This is a genomic window from Nocardia sp. NPDC059154, assembly GCF_042755705.1.
Lineage (GTDB): Bacteria > Actinomycetota > Actinomycetes > Mycobacteriales > Mycobacteriaceae > Nocardia.
This window is the reverse complement of record NZ_JBHZCS010000034.1, coordinates 71408-85648: the sequence shown is the minus strand read 5'-3', so window position 1 is coordinate 85648 and position 14241 is coordinate 71408. Positions and strand designations below refer to the sequence as shown.

The 14241-nt window shown below is 68.5% G+C and carries 15 protein-coding genes; 11 read left to right on the top strand and 4 right to left on the bottom strand.

What is annotated here, in order from left to right; all coding sequences use genetic code 11:
* Positions 1 to 4 precede the first annotated feature (4 nt).
* Positions 5 to 496 (bottom strand): general stress protein, encoded by a 492-nt coding sequence (locus tag ACFXN1_RS27640; RefSeq protein ID WP_379394009.1) that lies wholly within the window; start codon positions 494 to 496, stop codon positions 5 to 7.
* A gap of 51 nt (positions 497 to 547) precedes the next feature.
* Entirely contained in the window at positions 548 to 1483 is a 936-nt protein-coding gene (locus ACFXN1_RS27635) for an HpcH/HpaI aldolase/citrate lyase family protein (RefSeq protein ID WP_379394007.1), read from the bottom strand.
* 61 nt (positions 1484 to 1544) lie between these two features.
* On the opposite strand from ACFXN1_RS27635, the gene ACFXN1_RS27630 reads away from it, so the two are divergent.
* From ACFXN1_RS27630 to ACFXN1_RS27590, 9 genes are all read left to right on the top strand, one after another.
* Positions 1545 to 2870 (top strand): magnesium transporter MgtE N-terminal domain-containing protein, encoded by a 1326-nt coding sequence (locus ACFXN1_RS27630; RefSeq protein ID WP_379441104.1) that lies wholly within the window; start codon positions 1545 to 1547, stop codon positions 2868 to 2870.
* On the top strand, positions 2867 to 3454 hold the full coding sequence (locus tag ACFXN1_RS27625) for a DUF1003 domain-containing protein (protein ID WP_379441102.1): 588 nt from the start codon (positions 2867 to 2869) through the stop codon (positions 3452 to 3454). Before ACFXN1_RS27630 ends, ACFXN1_RS27625 begins: the two co-directional genes overlap by 4 nt.
* Before the next feature lie 156 nt (positions 3455 to 3610).
* Entirely contained in the window at positions 3611 to 5077 is a 1467-nt protein-coding gene (locus ACFXN1_RS27620) for a lytic transglycosylase (RefSeq protein ID WP_379441101.1), read from the top strand.
* A gap of 176 nt (positions 5078 to 5253) precedes the next feature.
* Positions 5254 to 6123, top strand: coding sequence for a lytic transglycosylase domain-containing protein (locus ACFXN1_RS27615; RefSeq protein WP_379393999.1), 870 nt, complete (start codon positions 5254 to 5256; stop codon positions 6121 to 6123).
* A gap of 78 nt (positions 6124 to 6201) precedes the next feature.
* Positions 6202 to 7338 carry a P-loop NTPase gene (locus ACFXN1_RS27610; protein ID WP_354833649.1) on the top strand — a complete coding sequence of 379 codons (1137 nt, stop codon included), beginning with the start codon at positions 6202 to 6204 and terminating at the stop codon, positions 7336 to 7338.
* A gap of 158 nt (positions 7339 to 7496) precedes the next feature.
* Positions 7497 to 7916 carry a DivIVA domain-containing protein gene (locus ACFXN1_RS27605; RefSeq protein WP_379441100.1) on the top strand — a complete coding sequence of 140 codons (420 nt, stop codon included), beginning with the start codon at positions 7497 to 7499 and terminating at the stop codon, positions 7914 to 7916.
* Positions 7913 to 8485, top strand: coding sequence for a DNA-3-methyladenine glycosylase I (locus ACFXN1_RS27600; protein WP_379441099.1), 573 nt, complete (start codon positions 7913 to 7915; stop codon positions 8483 to 8485). Before ACFXN1_RS27605 ends, ACFXN1_RS27600 begins: the two co-directional genes overlap by 4 nt.
* 165 nt (positions 8486 to 8650) lie before the next feature.
* The gene (locus tag ACFXN1_RS27595; RefSeq protein WP_083869218.1) at positions 8651 to 8818 is read left to right on the top strand and encodes a DUF3117 domain-containing protein; all 168 of its coding nucleotides are present in this window, start codon (positions 8651 to 8653) and stop codon (positions 8816 to 8818) included.
* A 107-nt stretch (positions 8819 to 8925) separates the two neighbouring features.
* Complete coding sequence (locus tag ACFXN1_RS27590) at positions 8926 to 10116, top strand: putative RNA methyltransferase (protein WP_379441098.1); 1191 nt, start codon at positions 8926 to 8928, stop codon at positions 10114 to 10116.
* On the opposite strand, the gene ACFXN1_RS27585 is transcribed toward ACFXN1_RS27590, so the two are convergent.
* Complete coding sequence (locus ACFXN1_RS27585; RefSeq protein ID WP_379441096.1) at positions 10088 to 11026, bottom strand: LysR family transcriptional regulator; 939 nt, start codon at positions 11024 to 11026, stop codon at positions 10088 to 10090. The two genes, ACFXN1_RS27590 and ACFXN1_RS27585, sit on opposite strands and share 29 nt — an antisense overlap.
* A gap of 69 nt (positions 11027 to 11095) precedes the next feature.
* Between ACFXN1_RS27585 and ACFXN1_RS27580 the strand changes: the two genes are divergently transcribed.
* Positions 11096 to 11605, top strand: a complete 510-nt coding sequence (locus tag ACFXN1_RS27580; protein WP_379441095.1) for a GNAT family N-acetyltransferase — start codon at positions 11096 to 11098, stop codon at positions 11603 to 11605.
* 12 nt (positions 11606 to 11617) lie between these two features.
* Here the strand turns inward: ACFXN1_RS27580 and glgA are convergent, their stop codons facing one another.
* A complete protein-coding gene (glgA, locus tag ACFXN1_RS27575) occupies positions 11618 to 12787 on the bottom strand; it encodes a glycogen synthase (RefSeq protein WP_379441110.1) in 1170 nt (389 codons plus the stop codon).
* Positions 12788 to 12934: 147 nt separating this feature from the next.
* Between glgA and glgC the strand changes: the two genes are divergently transcribed.
* Positions 12935 to 14149 (top strand): glucose-1-phosphate adenylyltransferase, encoded by a 1215-nt coding sequence (gene glgC, locus ACFXN1_RS27570; RefSeq protein ID WP_379379853.1) that lies wholly within the window; start codon positions 12935 to 12937, stop codon positions 14147 to 14149.
* The last annotated feature ends 92 nt before the right edge of the window (positions 14150 to 14241 follow it).

Genomic DNA, 14241 nt, shown 5'->3' with positions numbered 1-14241 from the left:
GGATCTAGATGGCCAGCCTGGCGAGCATGTCGCGCGCCTGCTCGGCGGTCTTCGGGTCGCACAGCACGTCGTAGCGGCCGGCCACCAGCTGCATGGTGGAGGCGAAGTCGCGCTGGCCCCGGGTGGCCGCGTACGGGATGGACGCGGAGATGAGGCCGAAGATGATGCCGCCGACCAAGCCGACCACCAGCGGGCCGATGGGCCCGCCGGAGGTGAACATGCTCAGCAGCAGACCCAGGAAAAGGCCCAGCCAGGCACCCGAAACCATGCCGCCGCCAATGACCTTGCCCCAGGTCAGCCGGTACAGCACGCGCTCGACCTGCATGAGGTCGACGCCGACGATGGTCACGCCCTCCACCGGGAACTGGTTGTCGGCCAGGTAGTCGACCGCCCGCTGCGCCTCGGCATAGGTCGGGTAGGAGCCGACCGGCCAGCCCGACGGTGGCGTCGGCAGGCCGGGACGGCCCCGGCTCGGATTCCCCATGGGATTCGTCATGACTCCATCATGCTATTTCGCGTCGACGGACACCGATTCGCCGTGCCCGATTCAAAGGGCAGGCGTGGTTCGCGCCATTCCGGCCGCCCTGCCCTTATCAGCAATCACCTGAGCCATCTTCGCGCTGGCCTCGTCGATCATCTCGTCACCGAGCATCACCGCGCCCCGCGCGCCGCCCTCGGTCGAGGTGTGGAACGCGTAGGCGTCGAGGATCTCCTCGGCCCGGTCGTAGTCGGCCTGGCGCGGGCTGAAGATCTCGTTGCAGGCGGTGATCTGATCCGGGTGCAGCACCCACTTGCCGTCGAAACCCAGTGCGGCCGTGCGGGATGCGTTGCGGCGGAAGCCGTCGATATCGCGGACCGCCAGGTAGGGGCCGTCGATGGCCTGCAGGCCGTGGGCGCGGGCCGCCAGCAGGATCGTCATATAGATGTGGTGATAGGCGTCACCCGGCTCATAGCCCTCGGGCTGCTCGCCCACCACCAGGGTGCGCATATTGATCGAGGCCATGAAGTCGGCGGGTCCGAACACCAGGGTCTGCACCCGCGGGCTCGCGGTGGCGATGGCATCGATATTGCGCAGCCCGAGCGCGTTCTCGATCTGCGGTTCGATCCCGATCCGCCCGACCGGCAGTCCGTTGGCCTTCTCCAGCTGGGTCAGCAGCAGGTCCAGAGCCTGCACCTGCCCGGCATCGGTGACCTTCGGCAGCAGGATGGCGTCCAGCTCCGAGCCCGCGCCCTCCACCACCGTGATGACGTCGGCATAGGTGTGCTCGGTGGTCCAATCGTTGACCCGCACAACGCGGATCTGGGCGCCCCAGCCGCCGGAGTTGAGGGCCGCCACGATGTTCGCCCGCGCGGCCTCCTTCGCCGCCGGTGCGACCGCGTCCTCGAGATCCAGGAACACCTCGTCGGCGAGCAGTCCCTTGGCCTTCTCGATCATGCGCGGGTTGCTGCCGGGGACGGCGAGCACCGATCGGCGCGATGTCATGGCTCACTCCTTCACGTGGCGCGACAATTAGGACGCGTTTGACCCACTAGCCTTACCAAACATGGCAGCGACGAAGGTTTTCGCCGCCCGGTTGGCGGGCTTGGTGGTACTGGGACCGGACGGCGAGTCTATCGGCCGCCTCCGGGACATCGTGATCTCGATACGTTATGACCGCCAGCAACCCCGAGTCCTGGGCGTTCTCGTCGAATTGCCGACCCGGAAGCGGATTTTCGTGCCCATGCTGCGGGTGCAGACCATCGACCCCGGCGCGATCACCCTCACCACGGGCACCATCAGCGTGCGCCGCTTCGAGCAGCGGCCCGGCGAGCTGCTGGCCATCGCGCAGATTCTCGACTCCACCGTCCGCGTCGCGGATCCGGAGTTGCCGCACCTGTCCGGCACGGACGTGGTGGTGGTCGACCTGGGCATCGAGCAGGGCCGTACCCGTGACTGGGTGGTCTCCCGGGTGGCCGTGCGCGAACGCCGCCGTCTGGGTGTCGGCTTCGGGCGACGCGGTGCGGTGCACGTGGTCGACTGGGCGCAGGTGCGCGGGCTCACCCAGACCGAGCTCAACATGCCGGGCCAGGACGTCACCCAGCTGCTCACGCAATTCGAGGGCATGCGCCCGGCCGATGTCGCGCACATGCTGCGCGAACTGCCGCAGAAGCGCCGCATCGAGGTCGCCTCCGCCTTCGACGACGAACGTCTCGCCGACGTGGTCCAGGAACTGCCCGAGAACGACCAGGTGGAGTTGCTCGAACAGCTCGGTGTGGAACGCGCCGCCGACCTGCTCGAGGCCATGGACCCCGACGACGCCGCCGACCTGCTGGGCGAACTGCCCGAAGGCGAGGCGGAATCGCTGCTGGCGCTGATGGATCCGGAGGACTCCGAACCGGTGCGCCGTCTGCTCGAGCACGCGCCCTACACCGCGGGTGGTCTGATGACGCCCGACGCGATCGTCATCACCGCCTCCACCACGGTCGCCGAGGCGCTGGCCCGCATCCGCGATCCCGAGCTGACCCCGGCCCTGGCCTCGATGGCCTTCGTGGTGCGTCCACCCACGGCCACCCCGACCGGCCGCTACCTGGGTTGCGTGCACTTCCAGCAGCTGCTGCGGGAACCGCCCGCCAACCTGGTCGGCGGCATCGTCGACACCGATCTGGTGCAGCTGCGGCCCGATGCCCCGCTCACCGCCGTGACCCGATATTTCGCCACCTACAACCTGGTGTGCGGACCCGTGGTCGATGCGGAGAATCATCTCTTGGGAGCCGTCACCGTCGATGACGTGCTAGACCACCTGCTGCCCGAGGACTGGCGCGAGCAGGACGAAGACCAACACGATGCACACGGCGTGCCCGTGATCGAGGGGACGGGAGGCCGCGCATGAGCGAGCGGCTCGAAAAACTCAGCGCCCGCCAGCGTTTGGAGACCCCGCTCGAGAGCCGCTTCCGCGGCCTGGACTGGGATCCCGAGGCGATGGCCCGATCCAGCGAGAAGGTGGCCCGATTCCTGGGCACCGGCCGCTACCTGGTGATCCAGACCGTCATCGTGGTGGTGTGGATCCTGCTCAATGTGTTCGCGCTGCGGCTGCAGTGGGACCCGTATCCGTTCATCCTGTTGAATCTGGCGTTCTCCACCCAGGCCGCCTACGCCGCGCCGCTGATCCTGCTGGCGCAGAACCGCCAGGACAATCGCGACCGGGTCTCGCTCGAGGAGGACCGGACACGAGCGGCCCAGACGAAAGCCGACACCGAATTCCTGGCGCGTGAGCTCGCCGCGCTGCGGCTGGCCGTGGGCGAGGTCGCCACGCGCGACTACGTGCGCCGGGAACTGGACGACATCAAGGAGTCACTGGTCAGGTTGGAGAAACTGACAGTCGGCGACGAGGTCACGAAGGTCAAGAAAGCAAAGAAGAGTACCGATCGGAAGCCTGACGAGGTCGCAATTTCGGCACAAAAAGATGGCGACTGACCACCGAAGTCGTTCCGATCCAGCTGACTCATGGGTAACCTGGATCACGTTGTTCCGAGCGACCGACCCAGACACCGCCGCTGTATGAGCGTTACCACGGGGCACCGGCCGCACGACTGAGGGGATTGTGTGGTGGCGAAGAGAATTTCTGCTCCGGTGACAGCGTCGGCACTGTTGATTGCGGGTCTGGTCACCGCCGGTTCTGCCACCAATACGACCGTCCACACCGTGGCCCCGCAGGCCGCGCCGGACGCATTGCTGGCGGCCGCCGCCACGCACAACGCGAGCGTGAACAGTCCCGCCGACACCCCCTCGGATCAGACCGTCGGCCTGGTTCCGGCAGCTCCGGAGGCCCCCCGCAAACTCAGCGCTATGACCCCGCCCGCCGACGGCTCGCCGCTCTTCGGCGGCACTGTGCCGCTGCAGGACATCGCGCTGCCCGGCGGCAGTGGCGTGCTGGGCATTCCGGAGATCGTGCTGGCCGCCTACCGCAATGCCGAACTGGCGCTGCAGTCTTCGGAACCGAACTGCCATCTGCCCTGGTACCTGCTGGCCGGAATCGGACGCATCGAGTCCAACCACGCCAACAACGGCCGCACCGACGCCGCCGGCACCACGGTCTCGCCCATCTACGGCCCGGCCCTGGACGGGACGCTGCCCGGCAACGAGATCATCAAGGCCAGCGACGGCAGTTTCGTGCGGGCTATCGGCCCCATGCAGTTCCTGCCCGGCACCTGGTCGGTGTACGCCGCGAATGGAAAGGGCAGCGGCACACCGGATCCCAACAATGTCTTCGACGCCGCGCTGGCGGCGGGCAAGTACCTGTGCTCGGGCGGCATGGATCTGGCCGATCCGCAGCAGCAGCTCAGGGCCGTGCTGCGCTACAACAATTCGGTGTCGTACGCGGCCAATGTGCTCAGCTGGGCCAACGCCTACAAGACCGGCGGCGCCCCGCAGCAGGTGAGCATCTCGCCGGATCTGGTGCCCAACAACTACGTTCCGGTCAACGGCCCCGATATCTCGGTGGCCTCCACCACGATTCCGGCCACCGAGGCGCCCGACACCACGCGGCAGTCCACCACGCCGACGCCGACCCAGGTGATGATCACCATCCCGGGCTTGCCGCCGATCCCGTGCGGCATCTTCTGCCCGGCTCCGGTGGTGCCCGCGAATCCCTGTGAGCAGGTGACGGTTCCGGCGCAGCAGCCGGATCAGAAGGCCGACAAGGTCCCCGGCGACCCGGCCACCGATGACGAGACCAAGCCCGAGGACGCCGTCAAGACCAAGCCCGAGGACGCCGCCAAGGCCGAGAACGGCAAGCCGGCCGAGCAGCAGTTCGGACCCGACGGCAAGCCGGTGGTCAAGGATCAGCCAGCCGTCACCACCTGCAACACCCAGACGGGTCAGCAGGGCCAGAAGCCGCAGGATCAGCCGCAGCAGTCCGTCCAGCAACCGCAGGACCAGCAAACGGTCGCGCCCTCCGGGACGCCCGAACCCGAGGCCGCGGCCCCGGCCGAAACCACTCCGGACGCCACCACGACCACCACCCCGGCCCCCGGCATCACGCTGCCGTTCGGCATCACGATTCCGCTTCCGGCGCCGGCCCCCGCGCCCGCCCCGTAACGATTATGCGATTCGCGAGTTCCGGCGCGCCGCTCCGGAACTCGCGTCTGACTTGCGTTTCCTTCAAATCCTGAGAGTTGGTCACGAAGGGGTAACAGAAAGGTCTCGGATAAGGTAACGTGGCCTTCGTTGCATCACCCCGGTATCAACCGATGGCAATGGAGGGTCACCACACAGTGGGTCGTCACCGCAAACCCCCGGTCCCGAAAGTTCGCCGTGGATCGGTCATCGCATTGACCGGGCTCGTACCCGCCGGACTGGCCACAGTTACCGGAGCCGGCGACGGGAACATCGCTGACAAGCTCGCGGCTACCGTCCAGCACCAGCTGTCGAACGACAGCGAGGAACAGCTACCCAAGCCCGAGGCAGCCGTAATACCGGCCGCCGCACCGGAACCGCTGCTGCACGAGGCCAAACAGGTTGCGCCCGTTGGCCCGCCGGAGGTCAAGTCCGTCGCGCAGCCGGACGGCCGGGTGCCGTCGGCACGCGCCGCCGGGCCGCTCGGCATGCCGGGCGTAGCGCAGGACGCCTACGAGAACGCGGAACGCATTCTCGCCGTGGAGAATCCGACCTGCAATATGCCGTGGAACCTGCTGGCCGGCATCGGCCGGGTCGAATCCACCCACGGCTACGGCAAGATCGACGACAACGGCTATCCGCTCGAATCCGTCTACGGCCCGATCCTCGACGGCAGGCTGGCCGGGAACAACGTGGTCGCGACCTCCGACGGCGGCGACCTGGACGGCTTGTCCGGCAGCTACCGCCGCGCCGTGGGCCCCATGCAGTTCCTGCCCGAAACCTGGCGCAAGTACGCGGCCGACGGCAATGGCGACGGCGTCGCCGATCCGCAGAACATGTACGACGCCGCGCTCACCGCCGGCAAGTACCTCTGCTCGGGCGGCCTCGATATGCGTGATCCGGGCCAGCAGACCCGGGCCATCCTGCGCTACAACAACTCCATGGCCTACGTCGCGAACGTCATGGCGTGGGAGACCGCGTACGGCTCGGGAATCTCCCCGGCGGCCGCCGCGCTGCCTCGCATCTAGACCACGCCCCCACACCCGCCCCGGGTATAAGCGGAGGGCGAAAACGGCACGGCCGACGGCGCTCCTAGACTTGGGCGCATGCCAGTGGTTATGGAATCGGATGTGCGGGTCGCGCTCGCGAAGGTGATCGACCCGGAGATCCGGAAGCCGATCACCGAGCTGGGCATGGTGAAGAGCGTCGAGGTCGGCGCGGATAGCGGTGTCCACGTTGTGATCTACCTGACGACATCGGCCTGCCCGATGAAATCCGCCATCCAGGAACGGGTCACGAAGGCCGTCGCCGACGTGGCCGGAGTCGGCGCCATCACGGTCGAGCTGGACGTCATGAGCGACGAGCAGCGCACCGAACTGCGCCGCAAGCTGCGCGGTGACGCCGCGGAACCGGTCATCCCCTTCGCCCAGCCCGGCTCGCTCACCCGCGTCTACGCGGTCGCCTCCGGCAAGGGCGGTGTCGGAAAGTCCTCGGTCACCGTCAATCTCGCCGCCGCCATGGCCGCCAAGGGCCTCTCGGTGGGCGTGCTCGACGCCGACATCTACGGCCACAGCGTGCCCCGCATGCTGGGCACCGAGCAGCGGCCCACCCAGGTCGAGCGCATGATCCTGCCGCCCATCGCGCACGACGTGAAGGTCATCTCGATCTCCATGTTCACCCAGGGCAACACCCCCGTGGTGTGGCGTGGCCCGATGCTGCACCGCGCGCTGCAGCAGTTCCTGGCCGACGTCTTCTGGGGCGACCTCGACATCCTGCTGCTGGACCTGCCGCCCGGCACCGGCGATGTGGCCATCTCGCTGGCCCAGCTGATTCCGAACGCGGAGATCCTGGTCGTGACGACCCCGCAGCTGGCCGCCGCCGAGGTCGCCGAGCGCGCGGGCTCCATCGCCCTGCAGACCCGCCAGCGCATCGCCGGTGTCATCGAGAACATGTCCTGGCTCGATCTGCCCGACGGCACCCGCATGGAGCTCTACGGCGCCGGCGGCGGCCAGACCGTGGCCGACAACCTGACCCGTGCCATCGGCGCGAATGTCCCGTTGCTGGGCCAGATCCCGATCGAGCAGCAGCTGCGCGAGGCCGGCGACGAGGGCACCCCCATCGTGCTGCGCGCCCCGGAGAGCTCGTCGGGCAAGGCCCTGCTCGACATCGCCGACAAGCTGTCCGTCCGCCGTCGCGGCCTGGCCGGCATGTCCCTCTCCATCGACACCACCCGCCACCTGTAGCAATCGCGATCAGGGAGCTCTCAGCGCGGAATTCGCCCGAATCCCGCGCCGAGAGCTCTCTGACTTTGTTCTCCCCTTGGGGGAGTGCGGAATTCGAGGGCGCGTTTCCGCCAGGGGTACGGGCGGACTGCGCTGCGGGCGGGCCCTAAGCTCGGGGCATGCTCACGATGCTGCTGTACGTGCTGATCGTCGGATTGGTCGCCGCGCTGCTGTTCCTGGTGGCCAGTGCGATCTTCGGGCGGTCGGAGGAGCTCGGGCCGCTGCCGGAGGGGACGACCGTCACCGTGCTGCCCGCGACGGGGATCAGCGGCCGCGATGTGCGGGCGCTGCGCTTCCAGCAGGCGTTCCGGGGGTACAAGGCGGGCGAGGTGGACTGGGCCCTGACGCGGCTCGCCGCACGCATCGACGAACTCGAGGGCGAACTCGCCCGCGCGACCGGAGCGGAGGCCGCGGCGGAGCCGACCGCCGAGCCCGGCACCAATTCGCAGTCCGGGCCGAGCGAGGCGGCGGTCCCCCAGGTGCTTCCGGCCGAACCGGCCGTCCCGGCGGAGCACGGCGAAGAGCCGGGCGCGCGGTGACCGCGGACGCGAGCACCGAGGGACTGATTCGGTGCGGATGGGCGGAGGGGTCCCAGCTTTATCGGGATTACCACGATCAGGAGTGGGGACGACCGCTGCACGGCGATGACGCGCTATTCGAACGAATGTGCCTCGAGGCGTTTCAGTCGGGGTTGGCGTGGATCACGATTTTGCGGAAGCGGCCCGCCTTCCGGACCGCATTCGAGGGCTTCGCGATCGAACGGGTGGCGGGGTTCGGGGACGCCGATGTGGAACGCCTCATGGCGGATCCCAGCATTGTTCGCAATCGGGCCAAAATACTGGCGAGCGTCCACAATGCGCGAGTTGCCCGCGATCTCGGCGAGAGCCTGGACGCCCTGCTCTGGTCCTATGCCCCGGCCCCGCGCACGCGCCCGCGGAGCATGTCCGATGTGCCCGCTGTCACAACCGAAAGCACCGCTCTCGCAAAAGAACTCAAGCGACGCGGGTTCAAATTCGTGGGACCCACGACCGCATACGCACTCATGCAGGCGACGGGGATGGTAGACGATCACATCGCCGATTGCTGGGTGAATGTCGGTACTCGCTGAACGCCACGACGGTCGGTTTTTGGAACTCAGGTACCCGCCCCGATCCGCGATAGGGAAGAATGGGCATGGTGTAGCCCGCCACATGCCGGCGGGCTGCCTGGTTGGTGACAACTGGAGTTCCATGAAAGTGCGCAGCAGACCGCGCAGATCTGGAGGGAGCAGAGGATGGCGGCCATGAAGCCCCGCACCGGGGACGGTCCCCTCGAGGCAACCAAGGAAGGGCGGGGAATCGTGATGCGGGTTCCACTCGAGGGTGGCGGGCGTCTGGTCGTCGAGCTCACGCCGGATGAAGCCGCGGCGCTCGGTGACGAACTCGTCAAAGTCACCAGCTGATCGATCGACTCGCCGGTGCCGGTGAGCCCAACTCCCGGGACTCTCAGGGGCTTCGCCCCCGAACCCCCTCGAGAATCCCGGGGGCTCCCAGGCTTACCGGTACCACGGTGAACAACAACTCATATCCCCCCACAGTCGGCACTGCCGAGCCCTCCCCCGCGGAACGGCTCCTGGCCTGCGCCGACCTGCTGGCCTGCCCACAGTGCGGCCTGCCCCTCACGGCTCCCGTCGCCGACCCCGGAGCCGGCGACCCGCCCGCCCGAACCCTGCGCTGCCCGCACGGCCACAGCTTCGACCTGGCCAAGCAGGGCTACATCAGCCTCCTCACCGGCGCGTCCACCAAAATGACCGGCGACACCCCGGCCATGCTCGACGCCCGCACCGCCTTTCAAGCCGCAGGGCATTTCGCCCCCATCGCCGCCGCCCTGGCCGAGACCGTCGCAGCAGCCCTCCCCCACCGCGACGCCACCCCCCGCCCCTTAACTGATTCCGACACAGCAGTATTCGGAGCGGACTCCCCCACGGCTGCCGCCTCGCCCACGCACCTACCCGCAGCCCGGCAACACGGTGGCGCCGCCGACCCGGCGAGCTCCCACATTCCACGCAAACCCGGCCCAGCCACGCCGACCCGGCATCGACGCCTCCGCCCCGGAACCCTCGCACCCGGAACGACCGTCACTGCGGCCTCCGCAGCACGACTCGCCACCACCCTCCTCTCCGCAGGCGGCGGCCCGGCGCTGCTCGAGATCGGGGCGGGGACCGGGTATTACCTGGCGGCCGTGTTGGATGCCGTGCCGGGAGCTCGGGGAGTCGCCCTCGATGTGTCGAAGGCGGCGGCGCGGCGGGCGGCTCGGGCGCATGCGCGGGGCGGGTCGGTGCTGGCGGACGCGTGGCGGGGGCTGCCGGTGCGGGATGGCGTGATGGGGGCGGTGGTGTCGGTGTTCGCGCCGCGGAATGCGGACGAGGTGGCGCGGGTGCTGGGAGACGAGGGGCGGTTCGTGGTGGTGACGCCGACCTCGCGGCATCTGGGTGAGCTGATCGAGCCGCTCGGGATGGTGAGTGTGGATGCGGCCAAGGCGGATCGGCTCGCCGAATCGCTCGGGGAGCGGTTCGAGCTGGTGGGGCACGATGCGGTCGAGTACACGATGGAGCTCTCGCACGAGGATGTGGCGAACGTGGCGGCCATGGGGCCGTCGGCGTTTCATGCCGTCGAGGGGCGGGCGGAACAGATTGCGGCCCTGCCTGATCCGATGCCGGTGACCGCGTCGGTCACGATCTCGGTGTATCGCCCACGCTGAGCCCGAGCGGTTCCGGAGGTTTCGGGCGGTTCGGGAGCAGGTCGAGGAGGTTGTGGACCAGGGGGCGGGTGTCGTCCGCCCGGGTGGCGATGTAAATCGTTGTGGCCGCGTCGGTTTCGGCGAGGGGGATGATGCGGACCGAGTCGGGGGCGGTGAAGGTGGCGCTGCGTGGGGCGATGGTGACGCCGAGGCCCGCGGCGACCAGGTAGAGGATGATGGTCCAGTTGGTGGCCTCCTGGACGATGCGGGGGCGGCGGCCGGATTCCAGGAGCGGCGCGAGGTTCTTCTCGTAGGCGAGTCCGCCCGCGGCGCGCGGGAAGAAGACCAGCGGGTTCTCGGCGAGTTCGGCGCCGGTGAGGGTGGCGCGTCCGGCGTCGGGGTGGTCGGCGGGGAGGATCGCCACGAACGGCTCGGTGATGAGAGGGACGGTGACGGTGCCGGGTTGCTCGTCGGGGTCGCGGACGATGGCCATGTCGAGAGTGCCGTTGGCGAGGCGCTCCATCAGGTGGCTGGTGAACCCTTCGACCAGGTCGACCTGCACGAGCGGAAAGCGTTCACGGAATTCGCGGACCCCGCGCAGCGGTTCGAGCGGCAGCACCGAGGGGACGAAGCCCAGGTAGAGCGTGCCCTGACTGCCCTGGCCGATGCGGGTGACCTCGGCCAGGTCGCGTTCGGCGTGACCGAGCAGGGCGCGGGCGCGCTCGCGCAGCACGATTCCCGCGGCCGTGAGCGCGACGGTGCGCGAGGTCCGGTCGAAGAGCCGGGTTCCGAGCAGGGTTTCCAGGCGCTGGATCTGCTGGGTGAGGGCAGGCTGGGCGATGTGCAGGCGGGCGGCGGCCCGCCCGAAGTGCAGTTCCTCCGCGACCGCCAGGAAGTAGCGCAGGTGCCGCAGCTCCACACCGGGGTTCATAAGTTGATCATATCGATCGCAGCTATCAAGTATTGGACGTTATGGTTCGACGTCCGACATGCTTTCCTGGTGACTCAGCAGACGGAAGCCCGCGCCCCGGAACTCGATTCGATCGTGGTCGCGCCGATGTCCTCGCCCGACGACGCCCGCGCCTTCAAGGACCTGAACCTGGAGTGGATCGAGACCATCTTCTCGGTCGAGCCCGCCGACCTGGCCACCCTCGACGATCCGCAGGCCATCGTCGATCACGGCGGCGAGGTGCTGATCGCCCGGCTGGACGGCGAGGCCGTCGGCTGTGTCGCCCTGGTCCAGGAGGAGCCGGGCGTGTTCGAACTGTCGAAAATGGCCGTCTCGCCGCGCTTCCGGGGCCGCGGCATCGGCCGGGTGGTGCTGGCCACCGCCATCGAGCGGGTGCGCGATCTGGGCGCGACGGAGTTCTTCCTGGCCAGCAATGCGCGGCTGGCCAGTGCCGTGCACCTGTACGAGGCCATGGGTTTCGTGCACGTGCCGCCCTCGGAGCTGCCGCCCAGTCCCTATGACCGGGCCGATGTGTTCATGCGGTTTCCCCTGACCGCCTGAACCGGCGCCGGGCTATCCCTTGCGGACCAGGTCGTAGATGTGCGCGGTGTGCGCGGCGATCCGGTTCCAGTCGAAGGCGCCGATCGCCCGGTCGCGGCCGGCCGCCCCCATCGCGGCGGCCGTGACCGGGTCCGCCGCAACGGTGTTCACGGCGCGGGCCAGGCCGCGCTCGTAGTCCCGGGGCGCGGTCTCGTCGTAGTGGACCAGCCGCCCGGTCTCCCCGGGCACCACCACCTCCGGAATCCCGCCCACATCCGAGGCCACCACCGCGGTCCCGCAGGCCATGGCCTCCAGGTTCACGATGCCCAGCGGCTCGTACACCGACGGGCACACGAAAACCGTTGCGGCCGCGAGCACCTGCCGCACCAGCTCGGTGGGCAGCATCTCCTTGATCCAGAACACGCCGTCGCGATCGGCCCGCAACGCCCGCACCGACGCCGCCACCTCGGCCTCCATGGCGGGCGTGTCGGCGGCCCCGGCCAGCAGCACCAGCTGGATGTCCGGATCCAGATGCCGGGCCGCGGCCAGCAGATGCGAGACGCCCTTCTGCCGGGTGATGCGCCCGACGAATGCCGCGATGGGCCGCCCCTGGGACACGCCGAGTTCGGTGAGCACGTCCCGCGAGCCGGACGCGGGACCACCCGGATGCCAGACGTCGGCGTCGATGCCGTTGTGCACCACATGGACTTTGGCGGGATCGATGTCGGGGTAGGCGGCTAGCACATCGGCGCGCATGCCCGCGCTCACCGCGATGACGGCGTCGGCGTGGGTCATGGCATTGTGTTCCGACCACGAGGACAGCCGGTAGCCCCCGCCGAGTTGCTCGGCCTTCCACGGCCTTCGCGGTTCCAGTGAATGCGCGGTCAGCACGTGCGGAATCCCGTACAGCTCCCCGGCCAGATGCCCCGCGAGCCCGGTGTACCAGGTGTGCGAGTGCACCACGTCGGCGAAGCTCGCGGCGTCGGCCATACGCAGCTGCGCGGACATCATCTGCAACGCGGAATTCGCCGCGTAGAGCATCGGATCCGGTTGGTGCACCACGGCATCCGCGCGCGCGACCCCCATGCAGTGCACGGTGACATCGCACAGCCGCCGCAACCGCGGCACAAGTTCGGTGACGTGCACCCCCGCCCCGCCGTACACCTCCGGCGGGTATTCGCGGGTCATCATGGCCACTCGCAGTCCGCGAGCTCCATCCGCGCGGTAACTCACCGGTCCAAACTAAACGTTAGCTCGCGGGCTAACCAACCGAGGTGGTCCGCAAGATCGCGATGAACACGGCACCAGCTGGACATTCCGTGTTCGGGCACAACCGGTAGTTTCAGGAGTGTGAGGAGCCAGCCGCACGTACTCGGGATCGTGCTCGCCGGTGGCGAGGGCAAGCGACTCTTTCCGCTCACCAAGGACCGCGCCAAGCCCGCGGTTCCCTTCGGCGGCGCGTACCGGCTCATCGACTTCGTGCTGTCGAATCTGGTGAATGCGGGTTACCTGCGCATTTGCGTACTGACGCAGTACAAGTCGCATTCGCTGGACCGGCACATCTCCCAGACCTGGCGGCTGTCGGGCTTCGGCGGGGAGTACATCACCCCGGTGCCCGCGCAGCAGCGGCTGGGCCCGCGCTGGTACACCGGCAGCGCGGACGCGATCATGCAGTCGCTGAACCTGATCTACGACGAGGACCCGGAGTACATCGTGGTCTTCGGCGCGGACCACGTGTACCGGATGGATCCGGAGCAGATGGTGCAGGCGCACATCGACTCCGGGGCGGGCGTGACGGTGGCGGGCATCCGGGTGCCGCGCAGTACGGCGAGCGCCTTCGGCTGCATCGATTCCGACGAATCCGGCCGCATCATCGGCTTTCTGGAGAAGCCGGTGCATCCGCCCGGCACCCCCGACGATCCGAATGTCACCTTCGCCTCCATGGGCAACTACGTGTTCAGCACCAAGGTGCTGGTGGACGCCATTCGCGCCGACGCCGACGACAACGACTCCGACCACGACATGGGCGGCGACATCATTCCGAGCCTGGTGCGGTCGGGCGCGGCCGCGGTCTACGACTTCTCCACCAATGTGGTGCCCGGCGCGACCGAGCGCAGCCGCGGTTACTGGCGCGACGTCGGCACCATCGACGCCTTCTACGAGGCGCACATGGATCTGGTGTCGGTGGATCCGGTCTTCGATCTCTACAACAAGCACTGGCCGATTCGCGGTGCGGCCGAGAATCTGCCGCCCGCCAAGTTCGGCCGCGGCGGCCTGGCCCAGGAGTCGATCGTGGGCGCGGGCAGCATTCTGTCGGCGGCGACGGTCCGCAATTCGGTGCTGTTCTCGAATGTGCTGGTGGAGGACGGTGCGACGGTGGAGGGCAGTGTGCTCATGCCGGGCGCGCGGATCGGCCGGGGTGCGGTGGTGCGGCACGCCATTCTGGACAAGAACGTGGTGGTCACCGAGGGCGAGATCATCGGCGTGGACCGGGACCGGGATCGGGAGCGTTTCGCGGTGAGCAATGGCGGCGTGGTGACCGTCGGCAAGGGCATCTGGGTCTGACTACCAGGCGTTTCAATCCATCCGGCCGCGCGAGCGACACGGATAAGAGTGGACATCCGGCCGATGCTGGTCCGAAAATCTGTGCATGGAGC

What these genes read in the sequence shown, in the direction of transcription:
- ACFXN1_RS27625 (WP_379441102.1), top strand. Translation starts at nt 2,867, where the DNA reads ATGAGCGAGCGGCTCGAAAAACTCAGCGCCCGCCAGCGTTTGGAGACC.
- ACFXN1_RS27630 (WP_379441104.1), top strand. Translation starts at nt 1,545, where the DNA reads ATGGCAGCGACGAAGGTTTTCGCCGCCCGGTTGGCGGGCTTGGTGGTA.
- ACFXN1_RS27585 (WP_379441096.1), bottom strand. Translation starts at nt 11,026, where the DNA reads ATGAACCCCGGTGTGGAGCTGCGGCACCTGCGCTACTTCCTGGCGGTC.
- ACFXN1_RS27635 (WP_379394007.1), bottom strand. Translation starts at nt 1,483, where the DNA reads ATGACATCGCGCCGATCGGTGCTCGCCGTCCCCGGCAGCAACCCGCGC.
- ACFXN1_RS27640 (WP_379394009.1), bottom strand. Translation starts at nt 496, where the DNA reads ATGACGAATCCCATGGGGAATCCGAGCCGGGGCCGTCCCGGCCTGCCG.
- ACFXN1_RS27595 (WP_083869218.1), top strand. Translation starts at nt 8,651, where the DNA reads ATGGCGGCCATGAAGCCCCGCACCGGGGACGGTCCCCTCGAGGCAACC.
- ACFXN1_RS27605 (WP_379441100.1), top strand. Translation starts at nt 7,497, where the DNA reads ATGCTCACGATGCTGCTGTACGTGCTGATCGTCGGATTGGTCGCCGCG.
- ACFXN1_RS27610 (WP_354833649.1), top strand. Translation starts at nt 6,202, where the DNA reads ATGCCAGTGGTTATGGAATCGGATGTGCGGGTCGCGCTCGCGAAGGTG.